Origin of the sequence: Sinisalibacter lacisalsi (genome assembly GCF_014640115.1) — a bacterium.
Lineage (GTDB): Bacteria > Pseudomonadota > Alphaproteobacteria > Rhodobacterales > Rhodobacteraceae > Sinisalibacter > Sinisalibacter lacisalsi.
This window is the reverse complement of record NZ_BMGI01000005.1, coordinates 47,866-74,021: the sequence shown is the minus strand read 5'-3', so window position 1 is coordinate 74,021 and position 26,156 is coordinate 47,866. Positions and strand designations below refer to the sequence as shown.

Annotated in this window: 20 protein-coding genes; 14 read left to right on the top strand and 6 right to left on the bottom strand. The window is 69.7% G+C overall.

The annotated features are described in order from the left end of the window. Nucleotides 1-6: 6 nt before the first annotated feature. The 4 genes from cydB to cydD all read right to left on the bottom strand — a co-directional run bounded on the left by cydB (nt 7) and on the right by cydD (nt 6,234). Entirely contained in the window at nt 7-1,170 is a 1,164-nt protein-coding gene (gene cydB, locus IEW01_RS14320; RefSeq protein WP_188528923.1) for a cytochrome d ubiquinol oxidase subunit II, read from the bottom strand. A 6-nt stretch (nt 1,171-1,176) separates the two neighbouring features. Then, nucleotides 1,177-2,787: a cytochrome ubiquinol oxidase subunit I gene (locus tag IEW01_RS14315; protein WP_188528921.1), complete on the bottom strand. Its 1,611-nt coding sequence runs from the start codon at nt 2,785-2,787 to the stop codon at nt 1,177-1,179. Between the two features lie 127 nt (nt 2,788-2,914). Then, entirely contained in the window at nt 2,915-4,576 is a 1,662-nt protein-coding gene (locus tag IEW01_RS14310) for an amino acid ABC transporter ATP-binding/permease protein (RefSeq protein WP_188528918.1), read from the bottom strand. Then, the gene (cydD, locus tag IEW01_RS14305; protein WP_229738286.1) at nt 4,573-6,234 is read right to left on the bottom strand and encodes a thiol reductant ABC exporter subunit CydD; all 1,662 of its coding nucleotides are present in this window, start codon (nt 6,232-6,234) and stop codon (nt 4,573-4,575) included. The genes IEW01_RS14310 and cydD overlap by 4 nt, the downstream gene beginning before the upstream one ends. Before the next feature lie 145 nt (nt 6,235-6,379). Between cydD and IEW01_RS14300 the strand changes: the two genes are divergently transcribed. The 4 genes from IEW01_RS14300 (at nt 6,380) to IEW01_RS14285 (ending at nt 11,852) form a co-directional block, all read left to right on the top strand. Beyond that, complete coding sequence (locus tag IEW01_RS14300) at nt 6,380-6,868, top strand: RrF2 family transcriptional regulator (RefSeq protein WP_188528909.1); 489 nt, start codon at nt 6,380-6,382, stop codon at nt 6,866-6,868. Between the two features lie 230 nt (nt 6,869-7,098). Further along, nucleotides 7,099-9,804 (top strand): cation-transporting P-type ATPase, encoded by a 2,706-nt coding sequence (locus IEW01_RS14295; protein ID WP_188528907.1) that lies wholly within the window; start codon nt 7,099-7,101, stop codon nt 9,802-9,804. A 141-nt stretch (nt 9,805-9,945) separates the two neighbouring features. Then, complete coding sequence (locus IEW01_RS14290; RefSeq protein ID WP_188528905.1) at nt 9,946-10,755, top strand: UDP-2,3-diacylglucosamine diphosphatase; 810 nt, start codon at nt 9,946-9,948, stop codon at nt 10,753-10,755. Continuing rightward, nucleotides 10,755-11,852 carry a glycosyltransferase gene (locus tag IEW01_RS14285; protein WP_188528903.1) on the top strand — a complete coding sequence of 366 codons (1,098 nt, stop codon included), beginning with the start codon at nt 10,755-10,757 and terminating at the stop codon, nt 11,850-11,852. The genes IEW01_RS14290 and IEW01_RS14285 overlap by 1 nt, the downstream gene beginning before the upstream one ends. A 15-nt stretch (nt 11,853-11,867) precedes the next feature. Here IEW01_RS14285 and IEW01_RS14280 read toward each other — a convergent pair whose 3' ends face one another. Both IEW01_RS14280 and IEW01_RS14275 read right to left on the bottom strand, forming a co-directional pair. Next, on the bottom strand, nt 11,868-12,938 hold the full coding sequence (locus IEW01_RS14280) for a RidA family protein (RefSeq protein ID WP_188528901.1): 1,071 nt from the start codon (nt 12,936-12,938) through the stop codon (nt 11,868-11,870). A 471-nt stretch (nt 12,939-13,409) separates the two neighbouring features. After that, entirely contained in the window at nt 13,410-13,628 is a 219-nt protein-coding gene (locus IEW01_RS14275; protein WP_188528900.1) for a DUF1127 domain-containing protein, read from the bottom strand. 270 nt (nt 13,629-13,898) lie between these two features. Here IEW01_RS14275 and IEW01_RS14270 point away from each other — a divergent pair, with 270 nt between their 5' ends. The 10 genes from IEW01_RS14270 (at nt 13,899) to IEW01_RS14225 (ending at nt 26,061) form a co-directional block, all read left to right on the top strand. Beyond that, nucleotides 13,899-15,002 (top strand): Mrp/NBP35 family ATP-binding protein, encoded by a 1,104-nt coding sequence (locus IEW01_RS14270; RefSeq protein ID WP_188528897.1) that lies wholly within the window; start codon nt 13,899-13,901, stop codon nt 15,000-15,002. Between the two features lie 747 nt (nt 15,003-15,749). After that, complete coding sequence (gene mraZ / locus IEW01_RS14265; protein WP_188528895.1) at nt 15,750-16,256, top strand: division/cell wall cluster transcriptional repressor MraZ; 507 nt, start codon at nt 15,750-15,752, stop codon at nt 16,254-16,256. Continuing rightward, on the top strand, nt 16,256-17,266 hold the full coding sequence (gene rsmH / locus IEW01_RS14260) for a 16S rRNA (cytosine(1402)-N(4))-methyltransferase RsmH (RefSeq protein ID WP_188528893.1): 1,011 nt from the start codon (nt 16,256-16,258) through the stop codon (nt 17,264-17,266). The genes mraZ and rsmH overlap by 1 nt, the downstream gene beginning before the upstream one ends. Beyond that, the gene (ftsL, locus tag IEW01_RS14255; protein ID WP_188529527.1) at nt 17,266-17,613 is read left to right on the top strand and encodes a cell division protein FtsL; all 348 of its coding nucleotides are present in this window, start codon (nt 17,266-17,268) and stop codon (nt 17,611-17,613) included. The genes rsmH and ftsL overlap by 1 nt, the downstream gene beginning before the upstream one ends. Next, nucleotides 17,610-19,394, top strand: coding sequence for a peptidoglycan D,D-transpeptidase FtsI family protein (locus IEW01_RS14250; RefSeq protein WP_188528891.1), 1,785 nt, complete (start codon nt 17,610-17,612; stop codon nt 19,392-19,394). Before ftsL ends, IEW01_RS14250 begins: the two co-directional genes overlap by 4 nt. A gap of 9 nt (nt 19,395-19,403) precedes the next feature. Next, nucleotides 19,404-20,897 carry a UDP-N-acetylmuramoyl-L-alanyl-D-glutamate--2,6-diaminopimelate ligase gene (locus tag IEW01_RS14245; protein WP_188528889.1) on the top strand — a complete coding sequence of 498 codons (1,494 nt, stop codon included), beginning with the start codon at nt 19,404-19,406 and terminating at the stop codon, nt 20,895-20,897. Further along, complete coding sequence (locus IEW01_RS14240; protein ID WP_188528887.1) at nt 20,894-22,318, top strand: UDP-N-acetylmuramoyl-tripeptide--D-alanyl-D-alanine ligase; 1,425 nt, start codon at nt 20,894-20,896, stop codon at nt 22,316-22,318. The genes IEW01_RS14245 and IEW01_RS14240 overlap by 4 nt, the downstream gene beginning before the upstream one ends. A 16-nt stretch (nt 22,319-22,334) precedes the next feature. Next, entirely contained in the window at nt 22,335-23,423 is a 1,089-nt protein-coding gene (mraY, locus tag IEW01_RS14235) for a phospho-N-acetylmuramoyl-pentapeptide-transferase (protein ID WP_188528886.1), read from the top strand. 166 nt (nt 23,424-23,589) lie between these two features. After that, nucleotides 23,590-24,990, top strand: a complete 1,401-nt coding sequence (gene murD / locus IEW01_RS14230; RefSeq protein WP_188528884.1) for a UDP-N-acetylmuramoyl-L-alanine--D-glutamate ligase — start codon at nt 23,590-23,592, stop codon at nt 24,988-24,990. 147 nt (nt 24,991-25,137) lie between these two features. After that, nucleotides 25,138-26,061: a DMT family transporter gene (locus tag IEW01_RS14225; protein ID WP_188528882.1), complete on the top strand. Its 924-nt coding sequence runs from the start codon at nt 25,138-25,140 to the stop codon at nt 26,059-26,061. Nucleotides 26,062-26,156: the final 95 nt, after the last annotated feature.

The window sequence follows — 26,156 nt, the reverse complement described above, 5'->3', positions numbered from 1 at the left end:
CCTTTCTCAGTACATCGCGCCGCTGTCGGCGGTCACGTCATCTTCGGTCACCTTGCCCCACAGCACCTTGTAGACCCAGGCGGTGTAGAGAAGGATCAGCGGCATGAAGATCACCGTGACCACGAGCATCACGAACAGGGTGAGGTGCGACGACGAGGCGTCCCACACGGTGAGCGACGATCTGGGATCGGTCGCCGAGGGCAGGATGAAGGGGAACATCGTCAGCCCCACGCTCGAGATCACCCCGAAGATGGCGAGCTTCGACCACAACAGCGTGCCGAGGTCGCGACGGGACTTGAGCCCGAGGGCGGCCATGGCCATGCCCACAAAGCCAAACACCGGGGCGATCGCGATCCACGGCCGCTCGCCGTAGGCCGCGAGCCATGAGCCGCCCTTGTTCACCTCGGAGAACAGCGGGTTCGAGGGGCCGTTGGTGGCGACTTCGCCCGCGAAGGCATAGCCGTCGATGCCGAAGGCAAGCCAGATCCCGGCGAGGGCGTAGCCGAGGAACGCGACCCCGGCGGCCCAGATGCCGATCCGCCGGGCGCGCCCCGCGATCGGGTCTTCCGCCTTCAGGCCGAGCCAGGCCGCGCCGTGCATCACGATCATCGCGGCCGAAACCACGCCGGCGAGCAGCGCGAAGGGGTTGAGCAACCCGAAGAGCTTGCCGAAGGCCGAGCCCTCGTAGACCGGCAGCAGGTCGTCGGTGAGGTGGAACGGCGCGCCTTGCAGCACGTTGCCCACCGCCACGCCGAAGAGCAGGGCGGGCACGAAGCCGCCGACGAAGAGCGCCCAGTCCCAGCCGTTGCGCCACGCCGCGCTTTCGCGCTTGGAGCGATACTTGAAGCCGACGGGGCGCAGGATCAGCGCCGCCAGCACGAGGAACATCGCGAGGTAGAAGCCCGAGAAGCTCATCGCGTAGAGCGGTGGCCAGGCCGCGAAGATCGCGCCCCCGCCAAGGATGAACCACACCTGGTTGCCTTCCCACACCGGGCCGACGGTGTTGATCACCACGCGGCGCTCGGTGTCGGTCTTGCCGACGAAGGGCAGGAGCGCGCCCACCCCCATGTCGAACCCGTCGGTGAGGGCGAAGCCGATCAGCAGCACGCCGAGCAGCCCCCACCAGATGACGCGCAGGACGTCGAGTGAAATCAGTTCATGCAGAATCATTGGTCATTACTCCGCGGGGGTTGCGATCGGGCTGGCGTTGGTCGCGCAGCGCAGCCGTTCGGCGTGGTCGTCCATCCATTGCTCGGTTTCCGTCACGTCCTGGAACGGGCCCTTGCGGATGTATTTCAGCATCAGGCCCATCTCGATGACGAAGAGCACGGTGTAGAAGGCGAGAAAGCCCGCCAGCGTCAGCCCCACCTCGGTGACCGAGAGCGCGCTCACGCTCATCGCCGTGGGCAGAACGCCGTCCACCGTCCAGGGCTGGCGGCCGAATTCGGCCACGAACCAGCCCATCTCGGCGGCGATCCACGGCGCCGGGATCATCCAAACCGCGAGGTGCAGCGACCAGCGCGGGAACTCCATCCGCTTGAACGAGGCGCGGATGAAGAAGTAGCCCATCGTGGCGATGAAACCGAAGCCGAGCGCCACCATGACCCGGAAGGCCCAGAACAGCGGCCAGACCGTGGGAATGGTGTCTTCCGCCGCCATCACGATCTGCTCTTCGGTCGCGGTGGTCGGGTCGTCGGTGTATTTGCGGAGGAGGAAGGCGTAGCCGAGATCGTCGGAATGCGCCTCGAAGGTCGCCATCACCGCCGGGTCGACCGCCTCGCGCTCGGCGCGGATCTGCATCAGCGCCCCGTAGGCGATCATGCCGGAGCGGATGCGCTCTTCGGCCTGCTGTTCGAGGTCGTTGATGCCGGGGATTTCCTCGGTCAGCGAGCGGGTGCCGATGATGCCCATCGCCCAGGGGATGTGGATGGCATACTTGGTTTCACGCGCTTCCTGGTCGGGAATGCCGATCAGGGTGAACTCCGCCGGGGCGTCGTGGGTGTCCCACATCGCCTCGATCGCGGCGAGCTTCATTTTCTGGTTGTCGGTGGCCGAGTAGCCCGACTCGTCGCCCAGAACCACCACCGAGAACGCCGAGGCGAGGCCGAAGGCGGCGGCCACGGTGATCGAGCGGCGGGCCAGCTCGATATGGCGGTCGCGCAGCAGGTACCAGGCCGAAACGCCGATCACGAAGACGCTTGCGGTGACGTAGCCGGCCGAGACGGTGTGGACGAATTTCGCCTGTGCCACCTCGTTGAACAGCACTTCGAAGAACGAGGTCATCTCCATCCGCATCGTCATCGGGTTGAACTCCGCGCCCACCGGGTTCTGCATCCAGCCGTTGGCGATGAGAATCCACAGCGCCGAGAAGTTCGAGCCGATGACGACGAGCCAGGTGACGCCGGCATGCGCGACCTTCGACATCTTGTCCCAGCCGAAGAACATCAGGCCGACGAAGGTGGCTTCGAGGAAGAAGGCCATCAGCCCCTCGATCGCCAGCGGCGCGCCGAAGATGTCGCCGACGTAGTGGCTGTAGTAGCTCCAGTTCATCCCGAACTGGAATTCCATGGTGATGCCGGTGGCGACGCCGAGCACGAAGTTGATGCCGAACAGCGTGGCCCAGAACTTCGTCATCTGCCGCCAGATCGGACGGTTGGTCATGACATAGACCGTCTCCATGATCGCCACGATGATCGACAGACCGAGCGTGAGCGGCACGAAGAGGAAGTGATACATCGCGGTCATGGCGAATTGCAGCCGTGACAGCTCGACGATTCCGAACTCCATCTCTCTCTCCTGTATCGGGGCCATCGGCCCGGGAGGTTCCAGATTAAAGCAACATGTGAGATGCAACTTTGATCCGGATCATATGAAGATAGAGGTGCAGGTCAAAACCTGAATCGGGGATGTGACTTTATGTCATAGACGTCATGGCAAGGCTGCGATCCGCGGCTGCGATTTCCACCGCGCGGTGGGCGGCGATCAGGATCGCGGCCTCGGGCAGGGCGGCGCGGATACCAGCCAGCACCGCCGCGGCGGTGGCCCGGTCGAGCCCCTCAGTGGGCTCGTCGAGCAGCAGCAGCGCAGGCCGGCGCAGCAGTGCGCGCGCCAGCGCCACCCGTCGGGCTTCGCCCCCCGACAGCCCCGCGCCGCCGGGGCCGATCGGGGCCTCCAGCCCGCCGCGCGCGGCGAAGGTGGCGCCAAGGGCGCAGGCGTCGAGCGCGGCGAGGAGGGTGGCGTCGTCGGCATCCGGTGCCGCCAGCGCGAGGTTGTCGCGCAGGGTTCCGGCCACCAGGCTCGCGCGTTGTGGCACGAGGGTGACGGTGTCGCGCAGCGCCTGCTCTGGCCAGTCGGCGAGCGGCTGGCCAAGCAGATGCGCCCGCCCGGCGCTGGCCTGGCTCACCCCGGCGGCGATCTGCAGCACGGTGCTCTTGCCCGAGCCCGAGGGGCCGGTGAGCGCCAGAACCTCGCCCGGCGCCAGCGCGAGCGAAAGCCCCTCGAACACCGGGGCTGCCGCGCCGAGGCGCTGCAGCGCGAGCCTGTCGAGGGCGAGCACCGGAGCGGCGCGGTCCGGCGCGGGGGCAGGGCCTTCCGCCGGCGCGGCGGCGGTATCGAGCACCGCACCCATCCGGTCGGCCGCGAGCCGCATCCGGCCCAGCTCGGTCGCCGCCCTGTGCATCGGGGCCAGCGTCTCGGCCAGCGCCAGCGCGGTGAATACGCCAAGGGCGGCGAGCGCCGGGGTGAGGGTGCCGCTCTCGACCAGCCCGAGGCCGATCCAGAGCGCCGCCGCGGCCGCCGCGCTGGCCACCAGCGCCAGTGCGGCCCCCGCGCGCCGCCCGGTGCGATCCAGCCCTGCCTGCAGCGTGCGCCGCTCGGCGTCGGAAGCGTGCACCGCCCCCGCCTCGGCGGGCAGGCGGCCATGCACCACGAGGTCGGCCCGGGCGCGGACCAGGTCGAGCAGCCGGGCGCGGTAGGTCTGCCCCGCGCGCTCGGCGTCGGCGGAAGGCCCCGCCGCCCGCGCGCCCGCCCAGGCCATGACCGCGGCCGCGCCGAGAAGGTGGATCACGAGGATCGCCGCCGCCACGCGCAGATCGCTCAGCCACCACAGCACCGCGAAAACCAACCCATGCGCCGCCAACCCCGCGCCGATCGGCAGGATCAGCCGCAAGGGGATGCCGTCGAGCGCGTCGACATCGGCGGTGATCCGGTTCAGCCCGGCGCTGCGCCGCGCCCGGATCATCTCGTCGAAGGGCAGGGCGGCGGCGCGCGCGAGCAGCCGCACCCGGAGCGCGGCGAGCACCCGCAGGGTGGCGTCGTGGGTGGTGAGCCGCTCGCCGTAGCGCGCCGCGGTGCGCCCGAGCGCGAGGAAGCGCACCATCGCGGAGGGTCGGAACACGTCGAAGGTGGCGCCCGCGCCGGCCAGCCCCGCCGCCGCCGCAGCGGTGATGAACCAGCCCGAAAGCCCGAGCAGCGCCGCCCCCATCAGGAGCACCACGAGCGACAGCGCGGCGCCCTGCAACAGCGCCTTGCGCTGGCTCTGCACCATCAGGCGGAAGATCCGGATGAGCGGCCTCATGGCGCCCCCCCGATCTTGATTGCTCGGTCCATCAGGTCTGCGAGCCGCTCGTCATGGGTGGAGACGATCAGCGCCATCCCCGCCTTCGCGCGCGCCATCAGGGCTTGCGTGACGATGCGCGCGGTTTCGGCGTCGAGGTCGGCGGTCGGCTCGTCGGCGAGCAGCAGGCGCGGGCGTGCGTGCAATGCGCGCGCCAGCGTCACCCGCCGCGCCTCGCCGCCCGAAAGCCCCGCCCCAGTCTCGCCCAGCCTTGTCTCGACGCCCTCGGGCAGCGCCGCGACGACATGGGCCACCCCGGCCTGCTCCAGCGCCGCCGCAACGTCGCCCTCGGCCGACATCGCCACGTTGTCGCGCAGGGTGGCATCAAGGAAATGCGGCGCCTGCGGCATCCAGCCGAGCTCCGCGCGCCAGGCGTCGGCGGTGCTGTCGTCGAGTTCCTGGCCGTTCACCCGGATCTCGCCCGCCTCGGGGCGCAACAGCCCGGCGAGCGCCATCAGCGCCGTTGTCTTGCCGGCGCCGGACGGGCCGGTGAGCGCGAGGGTTTCGCCCGGGCCAAGGGTGATGTCGGGCAGGGCGATGACGGTTTCGCCGCGCCTCAGCCGCACGCCGCGCGTGGTCAGCGCGAAACCTCCCGGCAGTGGCGCGGCGGCCGCCCCGGTGCCGAGGCCCGGCGCGCGGGCCGCGTCTTCCCATGCGGCGAGTTCCTCGGCCACCGCCGCCGCCGCCGCGCGGTCATGCCAGGCAGCGGCGAGATCGCGCAAGGGTTGGTAGAACTCGGGCGCGAGCATCAACAGGAAGATCACCGCCATGGGCGAGATTGGCCCGCCCCAGGTGCCGAAGGAGATCGCGCCGAGCAGCGAGAAGCCGAGAAATACCGCCACCATCGCCACCCCGATGGCGGCGAACAGCTCCAGCACGGTGGACGATAGAAAAGCGATGCGCAGCACCGCCATGGTGCGCGCGCGCAAGTCCTCGGCCTGCGCGGCGAACCCCTCGATCAGCGCCGGGCGGGCGCCGAGCAGGCGGAAATCGGCCAGCGCCGCCAGCCGGTCGGCCAACAGGTCGTTGAGCGTGCCGACCTCGCGCATCTGGCGTTCGCTCGCATCCTGCGCGGCCATCCCCACCAGCGCCATGAACACCGGGATCAGCGGGCCGGAGATCAGGAAGATCAGCCCCACCGCCCAACTCGCGGAGAAGGCGACGGCGAGGATCACCAGCGGCACCACCGCAACACGGGCGCGCGCCGGCGCGTAGCGGGTGAGGTAGGGGGCGAGCAGGTCGAGCTTTTCGCCCGCGAGCGCCGCCACCGCGCCCGCACCGCCGATACCGACCCCGGTGGCGGGGCCTTCGCCGGCCTCGCGGGCGAGCAGGCGGGCGCGCAGATCGGCGATCACCCGGTCGCTGGCGCGAAAGGCGATGCCGCCGGAAACGTAGCCCAGCCCCGCCCGCAGCGCCCCGGTGGCGAGGAAGACCAGCGCCCCCTCGGCGGGCGAGAGCAGCGCCGGTGGCACCAGCGCGCCGCCGATCGCCGCTGCCACCGCGCCGGCCTGCACCAGCCACAACAGGTTGGCCACGACCGCCAGCGCGGCGGCTCGGTTGAGCGCCGGGCGCACCGGCGCGGTCAGGCGCGCGATCGGGTCTGGCTTGCGGCGGGGCACCCGGGTTTTTCCTCCGGTCGGTTTTAATCTGTATCAAAGATATGTATTATAGGGCTCGACTTGCCGATGTGGCGTGATCTAGATCAGTTACAAGAGACATGCCCCGTGCTTCTTTGTCGCAAACCGACCAGCAGGAAGAGCCCCTTTGCGCCTCACGACCCGAACCAACCTCGCGATCCGTGCGCTGATGTATTGCGCGGTTCACGAGGGTGAAACCGTCCGCTCCGCCGAGATCGCGCGGGCCTGCAATTCCTCCGCCAACCACCTCGCCCAGGTGATCAACGCGCTGCATGCGCAGGGCTTCGTCAACGCCACGCGCGGCCGGCTTGGCGGGGTGCGGCTGGCGCGCCGACCCCGGTCGATCAACATCGGCGCGGTGTTCCGGCTGTTCGAGGCCGACGTGCCCTTCACCGAGTGTTTCGCGCCGGAGACCAATACCTGCCCGCTGATCACCGCCTGCCGCCTGCGCAGCGCGATCCGCCGGGCGCTCGAAGCCTTCTACCACGAGATGGACCTCGTCACCCTCGAGGATCTCGTGAAAGGCAACTGCATGCTCGAGGAGATCTTCCGCGTCGCCGACAGGCTCGGCGAAGGCTCGGCCTGTTCCGGGCCGGGCGCGGCGGCCTCGGCCTGATCGGGCAGGGGCGCCGGATCGCCCTGTGGCAAGGTGCGAAATCGGCGGCGCAGGGCCCGGATTCGCTGGCCCCCGGGGTGCGGAAACGCTACCATCCATGCGAAAAGACGAGGCCGGGCGCGGGCGCTCGGGTGCTGCCGTTGTGCGGGTCTAATCCCGTTTCATCAACGGCTTGACCTGCGGGTGCCCGATCTTGTCCGAGGCCCCGGCAGACGAAGGGAAGCACCGACATGACCGAGACACGGGCGCAAACCGTCTATCACGCGGCGACCCGCGAGGAGGCCCTCGCGGCGCTGGAGACGACGGCGAAGGGGTTGACCGAGGAAGAGGTTGCCGCGCGCCGCGAGCGCTACGGGCCCAACGCCCTGCCGGAGCCGCCCAAGCGCAGCGCCTTCGTCCGTTTCATCCTGCAGTTTCACAACGTGCTGATCTACGTGCTCCTGTTCGCCGCCGCGGTGACCGCGGCGCTGGCGCACTGGATCGACACCGGCGTGATCCTCGCGGTGGTGATCGTCAACGCGGTGATCGGTTTCATCCAGGAGGGCAAGGCCGAGGAGGCGATGGCGGCGATCCGGGGGATGCTCGCGCCGCGCTCGGCGGTTTTGCGCGACGGCCAGCGCAGCAGCGTCGATGCCGCCGAACTGGTGCCTGGAGATGTCGTTCTCGTCGAGGCCGGCGACCGGGTGCCCGCTGATCTGCGGCTGCTGGAGGCGCGCGGGCTGAAGGCCGAGGAGGCGATCCTCACCGGCGAATCCGTGCCCGTCGACAAGACCCTGGGCGCGGTGGCGGAAGATGCCTCGCTCGGTGACCGCGCCCCGATGATGTTTTCCGGCACGCTGGTTGCCGCCGGCACCGGGCGGGGCGTGGTCGTCGCCACCGGCGGAGAGACCGAGATCGGCCGGATCAGCGGCATGCTCTCCGAGGTGCAGACGCTGACCACCCCGCTGGTGCACCAGATGGACATTTTCGCCAAGTGGCTCACCGTGTTCATCCTGATCATCGCGTCCGGCCTGTTGGGCTGGGGCTATTTCATCACCCACATGGAGTTCGGCGAACTGTTCATGGCCGTCGTCGGCCTTTCAGTGGCGGCGATCCCCGAGGGCCTGCCGGCGGTGCTCACGATCACGCTCGCGGTCGGGGTGCAGGCGATGGCCCGGCGCAACGCCATCGTCCGCCGCCTGCCGGCGATCGAGACGCTGGGCTCGGTTTCGGTGATCTGCTCCGACAAGACCGGCACGCTTACCCGCAACGAGATGATGGTGGCCTCGCTCGCCGCCGCCGAACACCTCTATTCGGTCGGCGGCAATGGCTATGCGCCGGAGGGCGCGGTGCGCTGGCGCGAGGCCGATGTGCACCCCGACGAGCACGCGGTACTGATGGAATTCGCCCGTGCGGCGGCGCTGTGCAACGATTCCTCCCTGCGCGGCCACGAAACCGGCTGGCGCGTCGAGGGCGACCCGATGGAGGGCGCGCTGATGGCGCTCGCCGGCAAGATCACCCGCGACGGCCCCGAGCCGTTCCGCGGCTGGGCCCGCACCGACGCGATCCCGTTCGACGCCGCGCATCGCTACATGGCGACGCTGCACCACGATCACGACGGCGCGGCCTGCATCCACGTCAAGGGTGCGCCGGAGGTGGTGCTGGGCATGTGCGCCAACCAGCGCGCGACCGACGGCGGCACCGAGCCGCTCGACGGCGACCACTGGCACGAGATGATCGAAGACCTCGCCGCCGAGGGCCAGCGGGTGATCGCCGTGGCGGCGCGCAAGGTAGCGCAGGAGCACCTCGTGCTGAACGTCGAGGATATCGCCGGCGAACTCACGCTGATCGGCCTCGTCGGGCTGATCGACCCGCCGCGCGAGGAGGCGATCGAGGCGGTGGCCGAGTGCCATGCCGCCGGGATCCGGGTGAAGATGATCACCGGCGACCACGCCGCCACCGCCCGCGCCATCGCCGCCCGCATCGGGCTGCAGAACAGCGAGTCCGTGCTGACCGGCGCCGATATCGAGGCGATGGACGTGGGCGATCTCGCCGAGGCGGTGCTCACCACCGATGTCTTCGCGCGCACCTCGCCGGAGCACAAGCTCCGGCTCGTCGAGGCACTGCAGGCGCGCGGGCTGACCGTGGCGATGACCGGCGACGGGGTGAACGATGCCCCCGCGCTCAAGCGGGCCGATGCCGGTATCGCCATGGGCCTGAAGGGCAGCGAGGCCGCCAAGGAGGCCGCCGAACTGGTGCTGGCCGACGACAACTTCGCCTCCATCGCCGCCGCCGTGCGCGAGGGCCGCACGGTCTACGACAACATCAAGAAGGTGATCAGCTGGACCCTGCCGACCAACGCGGGCGAGGCGATGACGATCATCGTTGCGCTGTTCGCCGGCATGGCGCTGCCGATCACCGCGGTGCAGATCCTCTGGGTCAACCTGATCACCGCCGTCACGCTCGGCATCGCGCTCGCCTTCGAACCCTCGGAGAAGGGCACCATGCGCCGCCCGCCGCGCCCGCGCGACGAGCCGCTGCTGACCAGCGAACTGGTCTGGCATATCGTGCTGGTCTCGACGCTGTTTCTCGGCGCGGTCTTCGGCGTTTACGCCTACGCGGTCGACAAGGGCTACGATCAGGCGCTGGCGCAGACCATGGCGATGAACATGCTGGTGGTGCTGGAGATGTTCCATTTGTTCTTCATCCGCAACATCTACGCCACCTCGCTGACGTGGGCCGCGGTGCGCGCCACGCGCTTCGTCTGGGCCTGCGTGGTGATCGTGGTGGTGGCGCAGTTCGCGATCACCTACCTGCCGCCGCTGCAGGCCATTTTCGGAACCCGACCGGTGCCGCTGATCGACGGGCTGATGATCGTCGGCATCGGCGCGGTGTTCTTTGCCCTGATCGAGACCGAAAAGCAGATGCGCCTCACCTTCCGCCGCCCGGCCGCCTGAGCGGCGGCGGCGGCGGCGAATGCGGGCGCGGGCGCGGGGCGCCTCGTCATTGACGATGTCATATGCCTGTGACCTGAATGTCATGAGACGGAAACAGCCAGCGGAGAAAACCATGCGCAAACACCACGGAGTCGCCCGCCGATGCCTGAGCGCTTTCGCAGCCTGTTTCTCTCCGATCTCCACCTCGGCGCCCGCGCCAGCCATCCGCGCGCGGTGCTCGACTTCCTCGCCGAGCACGAGGCGGCCACGATCTACCTCGTCGGCGATATCCTCGATATCTGGCACGGCGGCCATGTGCATTGGACCCCGACGCACGAGGCGGTCATGAGCGAGTTCGAGCGGCGCGCGCGGAGCGGCACCCGGGTGGTCTACCTCGCGGGCAACCACGATGCGGCCCTGCGGTCGCCGGGAGCGGCGCGCCTGCCGGCGGGCTGGGAACTGCGTGAGGCGCTGGTGCACCGCGCCGGCGATGGCCGGCGCTATCTCGTGCTGCATGGCGATCAGGCCGACAACCGGCTCCTGCGCCTGCACGCGATGACCCGCCTCGGCAGCCGCGCCGACGCCCTCGCGCGCGGTGTCGACGCCTGGCTCGGCCGACGCCTCGAACTCTGGGCGCGCAAGGGCGAAAACAGCCCGATCCGCGCGGCGATCCGCACCTTCAGCAGCCTGTTCGTGATGGGGCGGCGCTTCGAGCGCCGGCTGGTCGCGCTGGCCGGGGCAGCCGGAACCCAGGGCGTGATCTGCGGCCATTCGCACAAGCCGGGGCTGCGCGAGATCGACGGGCTGCGCTACGCCAATTGCGGCGATTGGGTCGACAGCTACACCGCGCTGGTGGAAGACCGCAGCGGCGCGCTGCGGCTGCTCGACTGGTCGGCGCGGGCCGCGGCGCGGGCCGAACCGGCGCAAGCGGGGCTGGCCGAGGCCCCGGCGATGGCCCGGGGCGCGGGCTGATGCTCGTCACCCTCCTCGCCGTCTTCGCCGTCGTCGCCATCGGCGTGCACCTTCTCTCCACCGCGCTGGCCTGGCCGCGCCGCACCCGCCCGCGCGCCGCCGATGCGCCGCCGCGCCCCGCGGTCTCGCTGGTGCGCCCGGTCTGCGGGCTCGACGCGTTCGATCCCGAAACGCTGGCTTCCTCCTTCGGGCAGGACTACCCTGACCACGAGATCCTGTTCTGCGCCGCCGCCGCCGATGACCCGGCGGTGGCGCTGCTCGAAGAACTGATCGCGGCCCACCCGGAGGTGCCTGCGCGCATACTGATCGGCGATGACCGGGTCAGCGCCAACCCCAAGCTCAACAACCTGGTGAAGGGCTTCGCCGCCGCGCGCGGCGAATGGGTGGCGATGACCGATGCCAACCTGCTGCTCACCCCCGATTACCTGCGCCGCCTCGACGACACCCGGCGCGAGGATACCGGCCTCGTCTCGTCGCCGCCGGCGGGGATCCGGCCGGAAAACCTCTGGGGCGCGCTGGAATGCGCCTTTCTCAACTCCAACCAGGCGCGCTGGCAACTCGCGGCCGACGCGCTGGGGATCGGCTTTGCCCATGGCAAGACGCTGTTCTGGAACCGTGCGCTTCTGGAATCGGGGGGCGGCCCGGCGGCGCTGGGGCACGATCTGGCCGAAGACGTGGCCTCGACCAAGCTGGTGCGCGCGCGTGGGCTGAAGGTGCGCCTCGCCCGGCCGCTGTTCGGCCAGCCGATCGGCCGGCGCGATTTCGGCGAGGTCTGGGGCCGCCAGTTGCGCTGGAGCCGGATCCGGCGCGCGGGCTTCCCGGCGATCTTCGCGCTCGAAATCCTGCAAGGGCCGCTGCCGCCCTTCGCGGCACTGGCCGGGCTCGTCGGTCTCGGCGCGGCGCCGGGGCTTGCGCTGGCGGCCTTTCCGCTCGTCTGGTATGGTGCCGAGATCGCGCTGGCGCGCGCCCATGGCTGGCCCTCCGGCCCGCGCGACATCGCCGCGATGCTGCTGCGCGACGCGCTCCTGCCCGCGCTCTGGGTCGTGACCCTGCGCCGCCGCACCTTCACCTGGCGCGGCTCTGTGGTCGGCGCCTGAGCCCGGCGCCGGCGCTCAGCCGTCCGTGCGCGGGCGCAGCACCAGTTCGATCCGCACCTTCGAGCCGGGATCGGCCATGCGCGAGATCGGCACCCCGGTCGAGGCCGGGCCGGGCGCCTCGTAATAGCTGTTGCGCACCGTCATGTTGCGGTGAAGATCCTCGGCGGAGGTGTTGCCGGCGTAGAAGGTGGTCGATTTCACCACGTCGCCGAACCCCATCCCGTGATCGGCCAGCACCGCCGCGAGGGCGTCCATCACCACCCGGGTCTGGTCGGCAATACCCACGCCGGCGCCGCCGAGATAGCGCGCGTCGAGCACCGCGAGGTCGCGGGCATGGGCCATGTGCAGCCGCACGCCGCCCTCGCGCCGCTCGTCCAGCTCGATCGCGTCGGTGGCGAAGGTGAGGTAGAGGTGGGCGTGGTCATCCTGCCGGTAGCAGGGCATCAGCGCGCCGGAAAAGAACCCCGGCAGGCGCGGCGCGATCTGGCCGGGCACCGCCGAGAGCATCGGTTCCGGCGCGATGCCCCAGCCCGACATCAGCCGGTCGGGCGAAAGCCGGTGCAGCGTGAGCAGCCCGCCGAGCGCCGGGCCGATGCTGGCCACCGGGGCCGCGAGGTTGAGCACGATGGTGCCGGGTTCGCGCATCAGCCGGGCGCGCCCGCCACCGGGCAGGGCGTTTTCCAGCACCGTCTCGGCGCGCGCGCAATGCACGTCGACCGAGAGCAGCAACCCGTCGTAGTAGAAATGCGGCACCGGCACGAACTCGATCAGCGGGGTGGCGTCGAGAGCGGCGCGGAACGCGGCCTCCATCTCGGGCTGCATCGTGGCGTCGGGGCTGGCGCTGTAGAGCACGAGGCGGCTGACGCTGTCGGGCCCGAGCCCGGCCTCGGCGAGCAGCGGCGCGACTCGCCCCGCGATCAGCCGGGCCTGCGCGGCCAGGTCACCGGGATGCAGCACCTTGCCCGCGCCATCGACCGGCAGCATGCCCGAACTCCATGCCCGGTCGCCGTCGCGCACCAGGGCGGGGTAGGGGGCGGGAAAGGGCATCGCCCAGCCTGCGCCGTAGGGGATGTGTTGTCGCGGCATTGTCTCTCCTGAAACTCGTCAGACACCCGGCGGCCTCGCATGGCCCCGTTTGCCGGGCTCGTTGGGTTTGCCGCGAGTTTCTCCGTCTGGCGCGTGGTGGCAAGGCCAAAAAAAACGGCGACGCCAGGGAGGAGGAAGGCGCCGCCGTTAATCTCGCAAGAGGTCTCAGGGAGGAGGAAGAAACCTTTGCGCTCGGTCGGGGCCCTGACGAACCCCTATGTAACCCATCCGGTCCAGGGAGGAGGAAAGGACCGTCCGGGAAGGGGCGCCCAAGGGAGGAGGCGGACGCCCAATCTGGTTTTCGACCCCGCACGGCGGCACCCGGGGAGGAGGATCGGGTGCCGCCGGCAGGTCACGGGCGCCTCAGGGAGGAGGAAGACGCGCCCGAATGGCGACCGTCGGCGATGCTAGGGAGGAGGCGCATCGTTTCGGGTCGGGCCGCTCCGGGAGGAGGTGGAGCGGCCAAAACTGTTATTTCGTCCCGTAAGCCGCCTCGCGGGCGATGAAGGGGATCTGTGCCGCCGAAATGCCGAGGTCGGCAAGATCGCGGTTGTTCAGCGCGTTCAGCTCGTTGAGCGTGCGGATGTAGATCTTGCGCTGCTCGCGGGCTTCGGCGAAGGCTTTCAGCATGGCGCTTACCCGGTCGCGAAGGCCGAGTTGGACCGTGCGGATATCGGTTGCATATGCCATTGTCGTCTCTCTTTCTGGTTTGACCGTCGTCTTGGTCTGTCCTGTTGAAGCAAAGATGGCCCGTATGCTGCGCGCGCACAATGGACGGTTCGGTATTGCCGCTATGCAGAAAGCGCATAAGTCATGCTGACCTATTTCAGACCGGGGTTGCATCTTGTGCATGGCTCGGAAAAAGGCGCATGAGAATTGGGCAATTTGCAAACGCCCCTTGCTTGTCCGACGAAAACGCTCATGTAATGGCACCTGAATATGAGGGAGAGGGAGACGCGCATGGCCCCGACACGTGAACAGATTCTTGAAACACTGGCCAAGGTGGCGGTGCCCGATGGCGGCGACCTGGTCTCGCGCGACATGATCCGCGCGCTGATGGTGGCGACCGATGGCAAGGTGAGCTTCCTGATCGAGGCGCCGAGCGCCGAACTCGCCGGCAAGCTCGAGCCGGTGCGGCAGGCCGCCGAGGCCGCCGTGACGGCGCTGCCCGGCGTGGCCAAGGCCACCGTCATTCTTACCGCGCACGAGGGCGCGCCCAAGTCCGGGGCCGCGAGCAAGCCCGCCCCCTCGGGCGAGCCGCCGCAGCTCAAGATCGGCCAGCACCCGCAACCGCAGGACGGGCCGAAGGCAATCCCCGGCGTCAAGCGCATCGTGGCGATCGCCTCCGGCAAGGGGGGCGTCGGCAAATCCACCGTCACCTCCAACCTCGCGGTGGCGCTCGCGGCGCAGGGCATGAAGGTCGGCCTGATCGACGCCGACGTGCTCGGGCCCTCGCAACAGCTGATGATGGGCGCGAAGGACCGGCCGAAGTCGGACGACGGCAAGATCATGGACCCGGTGGTGGCCCATGGCGTCAAGCTCGTCTCCATCGGCCTCTTCGTCGATCCCGACCAGGCGGTGGTCTGGCGCGGGCCGCTGATCACCGGCACGATTCAACAATTCCTGTTCTCGGTGAACTGGGGTGAACTCGACGTGCTGCTGATCGACCTGCCGCCCGGCACCGGCGACGTGCAGATCACGCTGGCGCAGAAGGTCAAGATGACCGGCGCGCTGGTGGTTTCCACGCCGCAGGACGTGGCGCTGATCGACGCCCACAAGGCGATCGACATGTTCCAGAAGGTGCGCGTCCCGGTGCTCGGCCTGATCGAGAACATGGCGATGTATGTCTGCCCGAACTGCGGCCACGAGGATCACGTCTTCGGCGAGGGCGGCGTTCAGGCCGAGGCCAAGCGGATGAACCTGCCGCTGCTGGGCGCGATCCCGCTGGCGCGCGAGGTTCGGGTGGCGGGCGATGTCGGCCTGCCGATCGCGCTGGGCGAGGGGCCGGTGGCCGACGCCTACCGGACGCTGGCGCGCGAGCTGGCCGAGAAAGGCATGGTCTGAGCGGATCGCGCTCCGCGCCGCCGGATCGGGGGGAATCCCGGTTCCGGTGATGAAAAAAGGCAAACGCCCGCACGGTCGCCGTGCGGGCGTTGCCGTTTTCCGGCCACCCGCGCGGCGCACGGGATTTCGTGGGGGGCCGCCCCGGGAATTCATGGGACAAGCCCGGGCCCGGCGCCGCCCGGTGCCGCGACGGCGCCGAACAGGGGCCGATTCACCGCGTGATTCGAGACGAACTTCGGGGTATGACGGCCTGAATTCGGCCACTTGCCGGGAGGACCGCGGAAATATCCGGGAATTCAGGGGAAAAAATATCCTTGGATATACGACACTATATATTGTGCGTGACCGAATATAATTCCGCTACAAATGGCTTTTCGTTCTTCATTTGTCCTGCAATATCTTGGGTTTCAAATCGACGCCAGACAAGATCTTGTGCTGGATTGGGCGAAAAAAGTATTGATTACCATCAATTCCCATGGCATCCCTAAACCCACGATGAGGACGGGAACACAAGGGGCAGCAAGACCCCGAAACATCTCCCAAGTCAGGTTTCATACAGGCACCCCGCTTCATCGGAAAAAAGAGATCCGGCGCACTCGCGAGCAGACATCCCCCCCCAGGTGGCGAGCGTGATCGGACGAACCCAGAGATGGGACGAGGGCGGCGGATCGGACAGTGGCAGCAGTTCGATCCGCCGTTTTCGTATCCGGCGGTAGCGAGGCGAAGGGCAGACAGGAGCCGCGACACGTGGCACGGGTTTTCAGAGGCGAAGGGCTCCACAAGGTGGACGCGAAGGGCAGGGTGTCGATCCCGGCCCTGTTTCGCCGTGTGCTCGAAGCCGGCGACCCGGACTGGACCGATGGCCTCAACCCCAACCTGGTGATCGTCTACGGCGATCACCGCCGCAAATACCTCGAATGCTACACGATGGAGGCGATCGACGAGGTCGATCGCAAGATCGCCCGGATGCAGCGCGGCTCGATGGAGCGGCGGATGCTGGAGAAGCTGTTCAACGGCCAGTCGCACCCCACCAGCGTCGACGAGACCGGCCGCCTCGTGCTGCCGGCCAAGCTGCGCCAGAAGATCGGCATCGGCAGCGAGGCCTATTTCATCGCCACGGGCGACACCTTCCAGGTCTGGGATCCGGAAGTCTACGACGCCGAGGAGAGCGCGCGCACCGAGGCCTGGCTTGAAGGCCAGCCCGAGGATTTCGATCCGCTCACGCTCCTGCCGGACGACGACGGGGGCGCATGATGGCTGCCACCGCGCGCGATACCGCACCCGGCGCCCGGCCCCACATTCCCGTTCTGCTGCGCCCGCTTCTCGCCGCGGTCGCCCCGGTCGAGGGGCTCTGGGTCGATGGCACCTTCGGCGCCGGCGGCTATGCCCGTGGCCTGCTCGAGGCCGGCGCGGCGCAGGTGATCGGGATCGACCGCGATCCGATGGCGCTCGACATGGCAAGCAGCTGGGCGGACGCCTACGGCGACCGGCTGCGGCTGGTCGAGGGCACCTTCTCCGATCTCGATGACATCGCCGGCGCGCCGGTCGACGGCGTGGTGCTGGATCTCGGCGTGTCGTCGATGCAGCTCGACCGGCCCGAGCGGGGGTTTTCCTTCCTGCGTGACGGGCCGCTCGACATGCGCATGAGCCAGTCGGGCCCGAGCGCGGCCGACCTCGTCAACACCGCCTCCGAAGAGGCCCTGGCCGATATTCTCTACCATTACGGCGAGGAGCGGCAGGCGCGTCGCATCGCCCGCGCCATCCTGCGCCGCCGCGCCGAGGCCCCGTTCGAGACGACGGGCCAGCTCGTCGAGGTGATCGAACGGCAATTGCCGCGCCCCAAGCCGGGCCAGAGCCATCCCGCCACCCGCAGTTTCCAGGCCATCCGCATCGCGGTGAACGACGAGTTCGGACAGCTCGCCGCCGGGCTGGAAGCGGCCGAGCGGGCGCTGAAGCCGGGCGGACGGCTGGCGGTGGTGACCTTCCATTCGCTCGAAGACCGGGTGGTGAAACGCTACCTGCAACTGGCCGCCTCCAGCGGCGGCGGCGGATCGCGCCATGCCCCGGCGCTCGAAGCCGAGGTGCCGCGCTTCACCCTCACGCCGAAAAAGGCCATCGGCCCCGACGCGGCCGAACTGGACGAAAACCCGCGCGCCCGCAGCGCCCGGTTGCGCGTCGCCACTCGCACCGAGGCCCCCTTCGCGCCGGTGGATCGCATGAAGCTGGGGCTGCCCGCCCCCGTGTTCGGAGGTGCGGCGAGATGATGCGCAGCCTGCTCTACGTGATGTCCACCCTCGCGGTGATCGGGCTTGGCTACTGGGCCTATGTCGAGAACTACAAGACCCAGGACGCGCTCAACGAGGTGAGCGCCCTGCAGCACGAGATCGGCCGGATGCGCGAGGAACTGGCGGTTCTGCGCGCCGAATGGGCCTATCTCAACCGGCCCGACCGGTTGCGCGACCTCGCCGATCTGAATTTCGACCGCCTCGGTCTTCTGCCGCTCGCGCCCGAGCAGTTCGGGCGGGTCGACCAGATCGCCTACCCGGAGGAGGAGATGCCGCTCCTGCCGGTGACCGGGGCGGTGGACGTCGTTGGAGAGATCACGCCATGACCCGCGTTCCTCTGCGCCCGCTCGCCCGCGTGCTCGATGCCCGCGCCAAGGGCGAAAACCCCGACCGGATCGAGCGCGAGAACCTGCGCAAGCGGCATGAAGACATCCGCGATCGCGCCCGGCTGCGCGCCGAGGGGCGGCTGGTGGTGCTGGCGGGGCTGTTTTTCTGTGCCTTCCTCGTGGTCGGCGTGCGGATGGGGGCGATCGCGGCGTCCGAACCGGCCGAGCCGCGCGCCCAGGCCGCCGGCGCCCAGATCGCCGCCGCGCGCGCCGATATCGTCGACCGGCGCGGGCGGCTCCTGGCCACCAACCTCGTCACCCACGCGCTCTACGCCCAGCCGCCGATGATGGTGGAGCCGGAACGCGCCGCGCGCGAGCTTGTGCGCATCTTCCCCGATCTCGACGAGGAGCGCCTGCTCGGCTGGTTCGCCGGGGATCGCAAGTTCCTGTGGATAAAGAAGAAAATCAGTCCCGAACAAAAGCAGGCGGTGTTCGACATCGGCGAGCCGGGGCTGCTGTTCGGCCCGCGCGAGATGCGGCTCTACCCCAACGGCGCGATCGCCGCCCATATCCTCGGCGGCGCGCGTTTCGGGCGCGAGGGCGTGGACGCGGCCGAGGTGATCGGTGTCGCCGGGATCGAGAAGGCCTTCGACGAACGGCTGCGCGATCCGGCCCGGGCCGGCGATCCGCTCCGGCTCACCATCGACCTGACCGTGCAGGCCGCCGTCGAGCGGGTGCTCGAAGGCGGCATGGTGATGATGAACGCCAAGGGCGCGACGGCGGTGCTGATGGAGGCGCGCACCGGCGAGGTCGTCGCGCTCGCCTCGCTGCCGGACTTCGACCCCAACGACCGCCCGCGCCCGCTCACCGAGGGCGACGCCTCCAACAGCCCGCTGTTCAACCGCGCGGTCCAGGGCCTTTACGAACTCGGCTCCACCTTCAAGATCTTCGCCGTGGCGCAGGCGCTGGAGATGGGCCAGGTCAACCCCTCGACGATGATCGACACCCGCGGGCCGTTGACCTGGGGCAAGTTCAGGATCCGCGATTTCCGCGATTACGGCGCCCAGCTTTCGGTCACCGACGTGATCGTGAAAAGCTCCAACATCGGCACCGCGCGGATCGCCATGGATATCGGCGCCGAGCGCCAGCGCGCCTTCCTCGCGGGCCTCGGCTTCACCGAGCCCACCGCCGTCGAACTGGTCGAGGCGCCGGGGTCGAAGCCGCTGCTGCCGCCGAATTGGTCGGAGATCTCGACGATGACGATCTCCTACGGCCACGGGCTTTCGGCCTCGCCGCTGCATCTCGCCACCGCCTACGCCTCGCTGCTGAACGGCGGCCACAAGGTGTCGCCGACGCTGGTGCGCGGCGCGCCGGCGGCGCGCGGGCCGCGGGTGGTGTCGGAGGAAACCTCCGCCATCGCGCGCCAGATGCTGCGCCAGGTGGTCACCCGGGGGACCGCCTCCTTCGGCGACGTGCCGGGCTACGCGGTGGGCGGCAAGACCGGCACCGCCGACAAGCCGAGGCTCAAGGGCGGCGGCTATTACGAGGACAAGGTGATCGCCACCTTCGCCAGCGTCTTCCCGGCGCATGATCCGCGTTACGTGCTGGTCGTCACCCTCGACGAGCCGGTGGAAACCTCCGGCCGCGAACCGCGCCGCACGGCGGGCTGGACCGCGGTTCCCGTCGCGGCCGAGATGATCCGGCGGGTGGCACCGCTGCTTGGCCTCAAACCCGAGATTGAACCGCTCGCCCCAACGGGTGTAACACTCACCTCGAACTGAGGAGAGCGCATGACCCAGCCCGAACCCGTAACAACCCTTTCGGCCCTCGGTCTGACGGCGAAGGGCGGCGGCGATGCCGGGATCACCGGCCTCTCGGTCGACAGTCGCAAGACCCGCCCGGGCCATCTCTTCGCCGGCCTGCCGGGCAGCCGGATGCACGGCGCCGAGTTCATCCAGTATGCCCTCAGGATGGGCGCGGCGGCGGTGCTGACCGACCCCGAAGGCGCACGGCTGGCGGCAGACGTGCTGGCCGAAAACCCAGGCGTGGCGCTGGTGGTGACCGAAGATCCGCGCGCCGCGCTGGCCTGCGCCGCGGCGCTGTTCTACCGCCGCCAGCCCCGGGTGATGTTGGCGGTGACCGGCACCAACGGCAAAACCTCGGTGGCCAGCTTCACCCGCCAGATCTGGCAGTTGCTCGGCTTCGAGGCCGCCAATATCGGCACCACCGGGGTCGAGGGCGCCTATGCCGCGCCGGCGAGCCACACCACGCCCGAGCCGATCACGCTGCACGAGCTGCTCGCCGACATGGCCGCGCATGGCGTTACCCACGCGGCGATGGAGGCTTCCTCGCACGGGCTGGCGCAGGCGCGGCTCGACGGCGTGCACCTCACCGCCGCCGGCTTCACCAACCTCAGCCAGGACCACCTCGATTACCACGCCAGCCTCGACGATTATTTCGAGGCCAAGGCGGGGCTGTTCACCCGGGTTCTTCCCGAGGACGGCGTGGCGGTGATCAACACCGACGACGACCGTGGCCGCGACCTGGTCAAGCGTGCCGAGGCGCGCGGTCAGCGCGTGCTCAGCGTCGGCCACGGCAAGGAGGCCGACCTGCACATCACCAACCACCGTTTCGGCGCCACCGGGCAGGAACTGCGCTTCCACTGGCGCCACAAGCCGCACATGGTCCGGCTGAACCTGCTCGGCGGGTTCCAGGCCGACAACGTGATGCTCGCGGCGGGGCTCTGCATCGCGTCCGGCTGCGAACCGCAGGCGGTGTTCGACAGCCTCGAAAGCCTCGCCGCCGTGCGCGGCCGGATGCAACTGGCCGCCAAGCGCGAAAACGGCGCGGCGGTGTTCGTCGATTATGCCCATACCCCCGACGCCCTCGCCACCGCGCTCCAGGCGATGCGCCCGCATGTCTTCGGCAAGCTGGTGGTAGTGTTCGGCGCCGGCGGCGACCGCGACACCACCAAGCGCAAGCTGATGGGCGCGGCCGCGGCGCAACACGCCGACGTGGCGATCGTGACCGACGACAACCCCCGCTCGGAAGACCCCGCCGCGATCCGCGCGATGGTTCTGGAAGGCTGCCCAGCCGCTTACGAGGTGGCCGACCGGGCCGAGGCGATCCTGCGCGGTGTCGACATGCTGGAGGCGGGCGACGCGCTGCTGATCGCGGGCAAGGGCCACGAAACCGGCCAGGTGATCGGCGACGACGTTCTGCCTTTCGATGATGCCGAACAGGCGAGCGTGGCTGTCGCCGCGCTCGAGGGACGGCTGGCATGACGCTCTGGACCGCCGCCGACGCGGCCGCCGCGACCGGTGGAAAAGCGCAAGGAAACTGGGAGGTTACCGGCGTTTCGATCGACAGCCGAAGCCTGGCGCCCGGCGATCTCTTCGTGGCGCTGAAGGATCAGCGCGACGGCCACGATTTCGTGGCGCAGGCGCTCGCGGCCGGCGCCGGGGCGGCGATGGTGAGCCATCTGCCCGAGGGCGTGGCGGCCGATGCGCCGCTGCTCGTCGTCGATGACGTGCTTGGGGCGCTGGAGCGGCTCGGGGCGGCGGGCCGGGCCCGCGGCCGGGCAAAAGTGGCGGCGATCACCGGCTCGGTCGGCAAGACCTCGGCCAAGGAGATGCTGCGCGCCGTGCTCGAAGGGCAGGGCCGGGTGCACGCCGCCGAAGCCAGCTACAACAACCACTGGGGCGTGCCGCTCACCCTGGCGCGGCTGCCCGCCGACGCCGATTTCGCGGTGATCGAGATCGGCATGAACCGCCCCGGCGAGATCGCCCCGCTCGCGCGCCTTGCCCGGCCGCACGTGGCAATGGTCACCACCGTTGCCGCCGCCCATCTCGAAGCCTTCGAGAACCTTGACGGCATCGCCGTCGAGAAGGCGTCGATCTTCGAGGGGCTGGAGCCCGGTGGCATCGCGGTGATCAACGGCGATATCGAGACCACGCCGATCCTTCGTGCCGCCGCCGAACGGGCGGGCGCGCGGATCGAGTGCTTCGGCACCGAGCCGGGCAACAGCCTGCGGCTGCTGTCGGTTGACCTGCACGGCGATGCGACCATCGCGCGCGCCGCGATCGGCGACACGGTGCAGCTGTTCCGCCTCGCCACGCCGGGCCGCCATTTCGCCGCCAACGCGCTTGCCGTACTGGGCGTGGCCGGTGCGCTCGGCGCCGACGTCACCCTCGCCGCCCGCGCGCTCGGGCTGTGGCAGCCGCCCGCCGGGCGGGGCACCCGCGAGGAGATCCTGCTCGACCCGGTGGAGGGCCTCGCGCTCACCCTGATCGACGATGCCTTCAACGCCAATCCCACCTCGATGGCCGCCGCGCTGGAGGTGCTGGAGACGAGCCACCCGACCGACCGGCTCGGCCGCGTTGCCCGGGGCCGCCGGATCGCGATTCTGGGCGACATGCTGGAACTCGGCCCCACGGAAACCGCGCTGCACGAGGCGCTGGCCGATCTGCCCGCGCTCGCCGCCGCCGACGTGGTGCATTGCGTCGGCCCGAGGATGCGCGTGCTGTGGGAACGACTGCCCGCCGGGCGACAGGGCACCTGGTGCGAAACCGCCGAGGATCTGGCCGCGCGCGTGCACAAGCTGATCGACGCGGGCGACGTCGTGCTGGTCAAGGGCTCGAAGGGCTCGCGGGTATCGCTCGTGGTTGACGTGGTGCGAAAACTGGGCCATCCGGCTGTGGACTGACGCGAGGGCGCACAAGATGTTGTATTGGCTGACCGAGCTTTCCGATGGCGGCGGGGTATTCAACCTGTTCCGCTACATCACCTTCCGCGCCGGCGCCGCCTTCTTCACCGCGCTGATCTTCGGCTTCCTGTTCGGCCGGCCGCTCATCAACCTGTTGAAAAGCCGCCAGAAAAAGGGACAGCCGATCCGAGCCGACGGCCCGGCGGGGCACCTCGAGGCGAAAGCCGGCACGCCGACGATGGGCGGTGTGCTGATCCTCGGCGCGCTCACCGTCTCCACCCTGCTCTGGGCCCGGCTCGACAATCCCTTCGTCTGGATCGTGCTCGGGGTGACGCTGAGCTTCGGCCTCATCGGCTTCGCCGACGACTACCGCAAGATCGCGGCGGGCGACAATTACGGCGGGCTCTCGGGCCGGATGCGGCTGTTGCTCGAGGGCCTGATCGCGCTCGCCGCGGTCTGGTTGGCCGCCTCGCTTCACCCCGACGATCTCAGCTTCCGCCTCGCGCTGCCGGTGTTCAAGGACACGCTGATCAACCTCGGCTGGTTCTTCCTGCCCTTCGGCATGATCGTGATCGTCGGCGCCGCAAACGCCGTCAACCTCACCGACGGGCTCGACGGGCTGGCGATCATGCCGGTGATGATCGCCGCCGCCACCCTCGGGATCATCGCCTACGCCGTCGGCCGGGTGGACTTCACCGAGTATCTCGAGGTGCACTACGTGCCCGGCACCGGCGAGCTGCTGGTCTTCGCCGCCGGGCTGATCGGCGGCGGGCTCGGGTTCCTGTGGTACAACGCGCCGCCGGCGGCGGTGTTCATGGGCGATACCGGCTCGCTCGCCCTCGGCGGCGCGCTCGGCGCGATCGCGGTGGTGATGAAGCACGAGATCGTGCTGGCCATCGTCGGCGGGCTGTTCGTGGTCGAGGCGCTGTCGGTGATCATCCAGGTGCTCTACTTCAAGCGCACCGGCAAGCGGGTGTTCCTGATGGCGCCGATCCACCACCACTTCGAGAAACGCGGCTGGGCCGAGCCGCAGATCGTGATCCGGTTCTGGATCATCGCGCTGGTGCTGGCGCTGATCGGGCTGGCGACGCTGAAGGTGCGCTAGCGGCGGACGAAATCCGTGCGGATTTCGCGCCGGAAAACCTGCGTTTTCCGTGCCGTTTCCCGCAGCGGAAAACGCGCCCCGCCCGGCCCGCGGAACGGATGCGCCGCCGGGGCCTTTCCAAGCCGCGCCGGGCGGGATACCACAGCGGCCAGACAGGAGGTGCGCGATGATCCCCGTGCGTGGCTTTGAAGGCAGGAATATCGCCGTGCTCGGCCTTGGCCGCTCCGGCCTCGCCACCGCGCGCGCGCTTCAGGCCGGCGGCGCGCGGGCGCTGTGCTGGGATGACAGCGCCGAGGCGCGGGCGCGGGCCGAAGCCGAGGGGCTTACGCTGCACGATCTCGCCCGGGCCGACGCCTTCGACGATCTTGCCGCGCTGATCACCTCGCCCGGCATTCCGCATCTCTACCCGGCGCCGAACCGCCACATCGCGCGCGCCTACGAGGCGGGCGTGCCGGTCGACAACGATATCGGGCTGTTCTTCCGCTCCTTTGCCACCCCCGAGTGGGATGAGTTCGAAACCGTGCCCAAGGTCGTCGCCGTGACCGGCTCGAATGGCAAATCCACCACTTCGGCGCTGATCCATCACATCCTGCGCGCCGCCGGCCGCCCGGCCCAGCTTGCCGGCAACATCGGCCGTGGCGTGCTTGATATCGAGCCGGCGGGCGAGGGCGAGGTGGTGGTGCTGGAACTGTCGAGCTATCAGACCGACCTTGCCCGCGCGCTCACCCCCGATATCGCGGTTTTCACCAACCTCTCGCCCGATCATCTCGACCGGCACGGCGGATTGGGCGGCTATTTCGCCGCCAAGCGCCGGCTCTTCGCCGAGGGCGGGCCCGACCGCGCGGTGGTGGGGGTGGATGAACCCGAGGGGCGTTATCTCGCGGGCCAGTTGAGCGAGGCCCCGGACGACGACCGGGTGATCCGTATCTCGGTCGATCGCAAGCTCGCCGGGCCGGGCTGGCAGGTCTTCGCCCGCAAGGGCTTTCTCGCTGAATACCGCAAGGGGCGTCAGGTGGCGTCGATCGACCTGCGCCCGATGAAGGGGCTGCCCGGCAGCCACAACCACCAGAACGCCTGCGCCGCCTACGCCGTCGTGCGGGCGCTCGGCCTCAGCCCGCGCCAGGTCGAAGCGGCGCTGGCCTCGTTCGAGGGGCTGCCGCACCGCTCGCAACTCGTCGGCGAGGCGGGGGGCGTGCGCTTCGTCAACGATTCCAAGGCCACCAACACCGACAGCGCCGCCGCCGCCCTGCAGGCCTTCGAGCGCATCCGCTGGATCGCGGGGGGCCTCGGCAAGGACGGCGGCATCGCCGCGCTCGCGCCGCACCTCGCCCGCGTGTCCAAGGCCTACCTGATCGGCCACTCGGCGCGCGATTTCGCGCTGCAACTGGGCGACACGCCGCACGAGATCTGCGAAACCATGGACCGCGCCGTCGCCCGCGCCGCCGAGGAGGCCCAGCCGGGCGACACCGTGCTGCTCGCCCCCGCCGCCGCCAGCTTCGACCAATACGCCGATTTCGAGGCGCGCGGCGACGACTTCACCCGTCTGGTGCGCGCCCGGACCGGCTGACCGCGCCCCGGGGCCTCTTCATCCTGGCGCAAGTACCTTGGGGGGTGAGCCCGAAGGGCGAGGGGGGCAGAGCCCCCCTCCCGCCGCGCCGGTCCTGGCCGGTGCAACCCACTTGCCAACGCGTCGCCCGCATGGTCTGAAACCGCCATGAACCCCATGCTCGGCATTCTCCTCAAGCTCGGCGCCGTCAGCGCCTTCGTGGTGATGCAGGCGCTGATCAAGGCCACCGGCGGCCGCGTGCCGGCGGGCGAGGTGGTGTTCTTTCGCTCCTTCTTCGCCTTCCCGGTGATCCTCGCCTGGCTGGCCTGGCAGGGCCAGCTCCGGATCGGTCTGAAGACCGCCAACCCGATGAGCCATTTCTGGCGCGGGGTGATCGGCACCAGCGCCATGGGGCTGGGCTTTGCCGGGCTCGCGCTGCTGCCGCTTCCGGAGGTGACCGCGCTGTCCTACGCCGCGCCGATCCTGACGGTGATCTTCGCCGCGATGTTCCTCGGCGAGCAGGTGCGCGCCTTCCGGCTGTTCGCCGTCGCGCTTGGCATGGCCGGGGTGATGGTGGTGCTCGCGCCGCAGCTCACCGCCGGGTCGGAGGGCGACCTCGGCGCGCGCCAGGCGCTGGGGGCGGTGCTGGTGCTTATGGGGGCCACCTTCGCGGCGCTGGCACAGATCTTCATCCGCAAGATGGTGGCCACCGAGCGCGCGGCGACGATCGTGTTCTACTTCACCCTGACCTCGACGCTGCTCTCCTCGCTCACCATCCCCTTCGGCTGGGTCCTGCCGAGCGGGCGCGACGCGATGTTTCTCGTGGCGGCGGGGCTGATGGGCGGGGTGGGTCAGGGGTTGCTCACCTCCGCCTACCGCTTCGCCCATGCCTCGGTGGTGGCGCCCTTCGACTACGGCTCGATGCTCCTCGCCATCGTCATCGGTTACGTGATCTTCGCCGAGGTGCCGGCGCGGGAGACGCTGGCGGGGGCGGCGCTGATCGTTGCCGCCGGCATCCTGATCATCTGGCGCGAACGCCAGCTCGGGCTGAATCGCGACCGCCCCCGCAAGGTGATGACGCCGCAGGGCTGATCCGGGCCCGCGCCGCGCCGATCGGCGCGGCGCGGGCGGGGCAGGGGGCGCTGCCCCCTGCAACCCCCGAGGTATTTTGGCCAGGATGAAGGGAG

Bases quoted from the DNA above. Each gene is read 5' to 3' on its own strand.
- murD (WP_188528884.1), top strand. From the start codon at position 23,590: ATGATCCCCGTGCGTGGCTTTGAAGGCAGGAATATCGCCGTGCTCGGC.
- rsmH (WP_188528893.1), top strand. From the start codon at position 16,256: ATGGCTGCCACCGCGCGCGATACCGCACCCGGCGCCCGGCCCCACATT.
- cydB (WP_188528923.1), bottom strand. From the start codon at position 1,170: ATGATTCTGCATGAACTGATTTCACTCGACGTCCTGCGCGTCATCTGG.
- IEW01_RS14245 (WP_188528889.1), top strand. From the start codon at position 19,404: ATGACCCAGCCCGAACCCGTAACAACCCTTTCGGCCCTCGGTCTGACG.
- mraY (WP_188528886.1), top strand. From the start codon at position 22,335: ATGTTGTATTGGCTGACCGAGCTTTCCGATGGCGGCGGGGTATTCAAC.
- IEW01_RS14315 (WP_188528921.1), bottom strand. From the start codon at position 2,787: ATGGAGTTCGGAATCGTCGAGCTGTCACGGCTGCAATTCGCCATGACC.
- IEW01_RS14310 (WP_188528918.1), bottom strand. From the start codon at position 4,576: ATGAGGCCGCTCATCCGGATCTTCCGCCTGATGGTGCAGAGCCAGCGC.
- IEW01_RS14290 (WP_188528905.1), top strand. From the start codon at position 9,946: ATGCCTGAGCGCTTTCGCAGCCTGTTTCTCTCCGATCTCCACCTCGGC.
- IEW01_RS14280 (WP_188528901.1), bottom strand. From the start codon at position 12,938: ATGCCGCGACAACACATCCCCTACGGCGCAGGCTGGGCGATGCCCTTT.
- IEW01_RS14275 (WP_188528900.1), bottom strand. From the start codon at position 13,628: ATGGCATATGCAACCGATATCCGCACGGTCCAACTCGGCCTTCGCGAC.
- IEW01_RS14225 (WP_188528882.1), top strand. From the start codon at position 25,138: ATGAACCCCATGCTCGGCATTCTCCTCAAGCTCGGCGCCGTCAGCGCC.
- IEW01_RS14295 (WP_188528907.1), top strand. From the start codon at position 7,099: ATGACCGAGACACGGGCGCAAACCGTCTATCACGCGGCGACCCGCGAG.
- ftsL (WP_188529527.1), top strand. From the start codon at position 17,266: ATGCGCAGCCTGCTCTACGTGATGTCCACCCTCGCGGTGATCGGGCTT.
- IEW01_RS14270 (WP_188528897.1), top strand. From the start codon at position 13,899: ATGGCCCCGACACGTGAACAGATTCTTGAAACACTGGCCAAGGTGGCG.
- IEW01_RS14240 (WP_188528887.1), top strand. From the start codon at position 20,894: ATGACGCTCTGGACCGCCGCCGACGCGGCCGCCGCGACCGGTGGAAAA.
- IEW01_RS14250 (WP_188528891.1), top strand. From the start codon at position 17,610: ATGACCCGCGTTCCTCTGCGCCCGCTCGCCCGCGTGCTCGATGCCCGC.
- IEW01_RS14285 (WP_188528903.1), top strand. From the start codon at position 10,755: ATGCTCGTCACCCTCCTCGCCGTCTTCGCCGTCGTCGCCATCGGCGTG.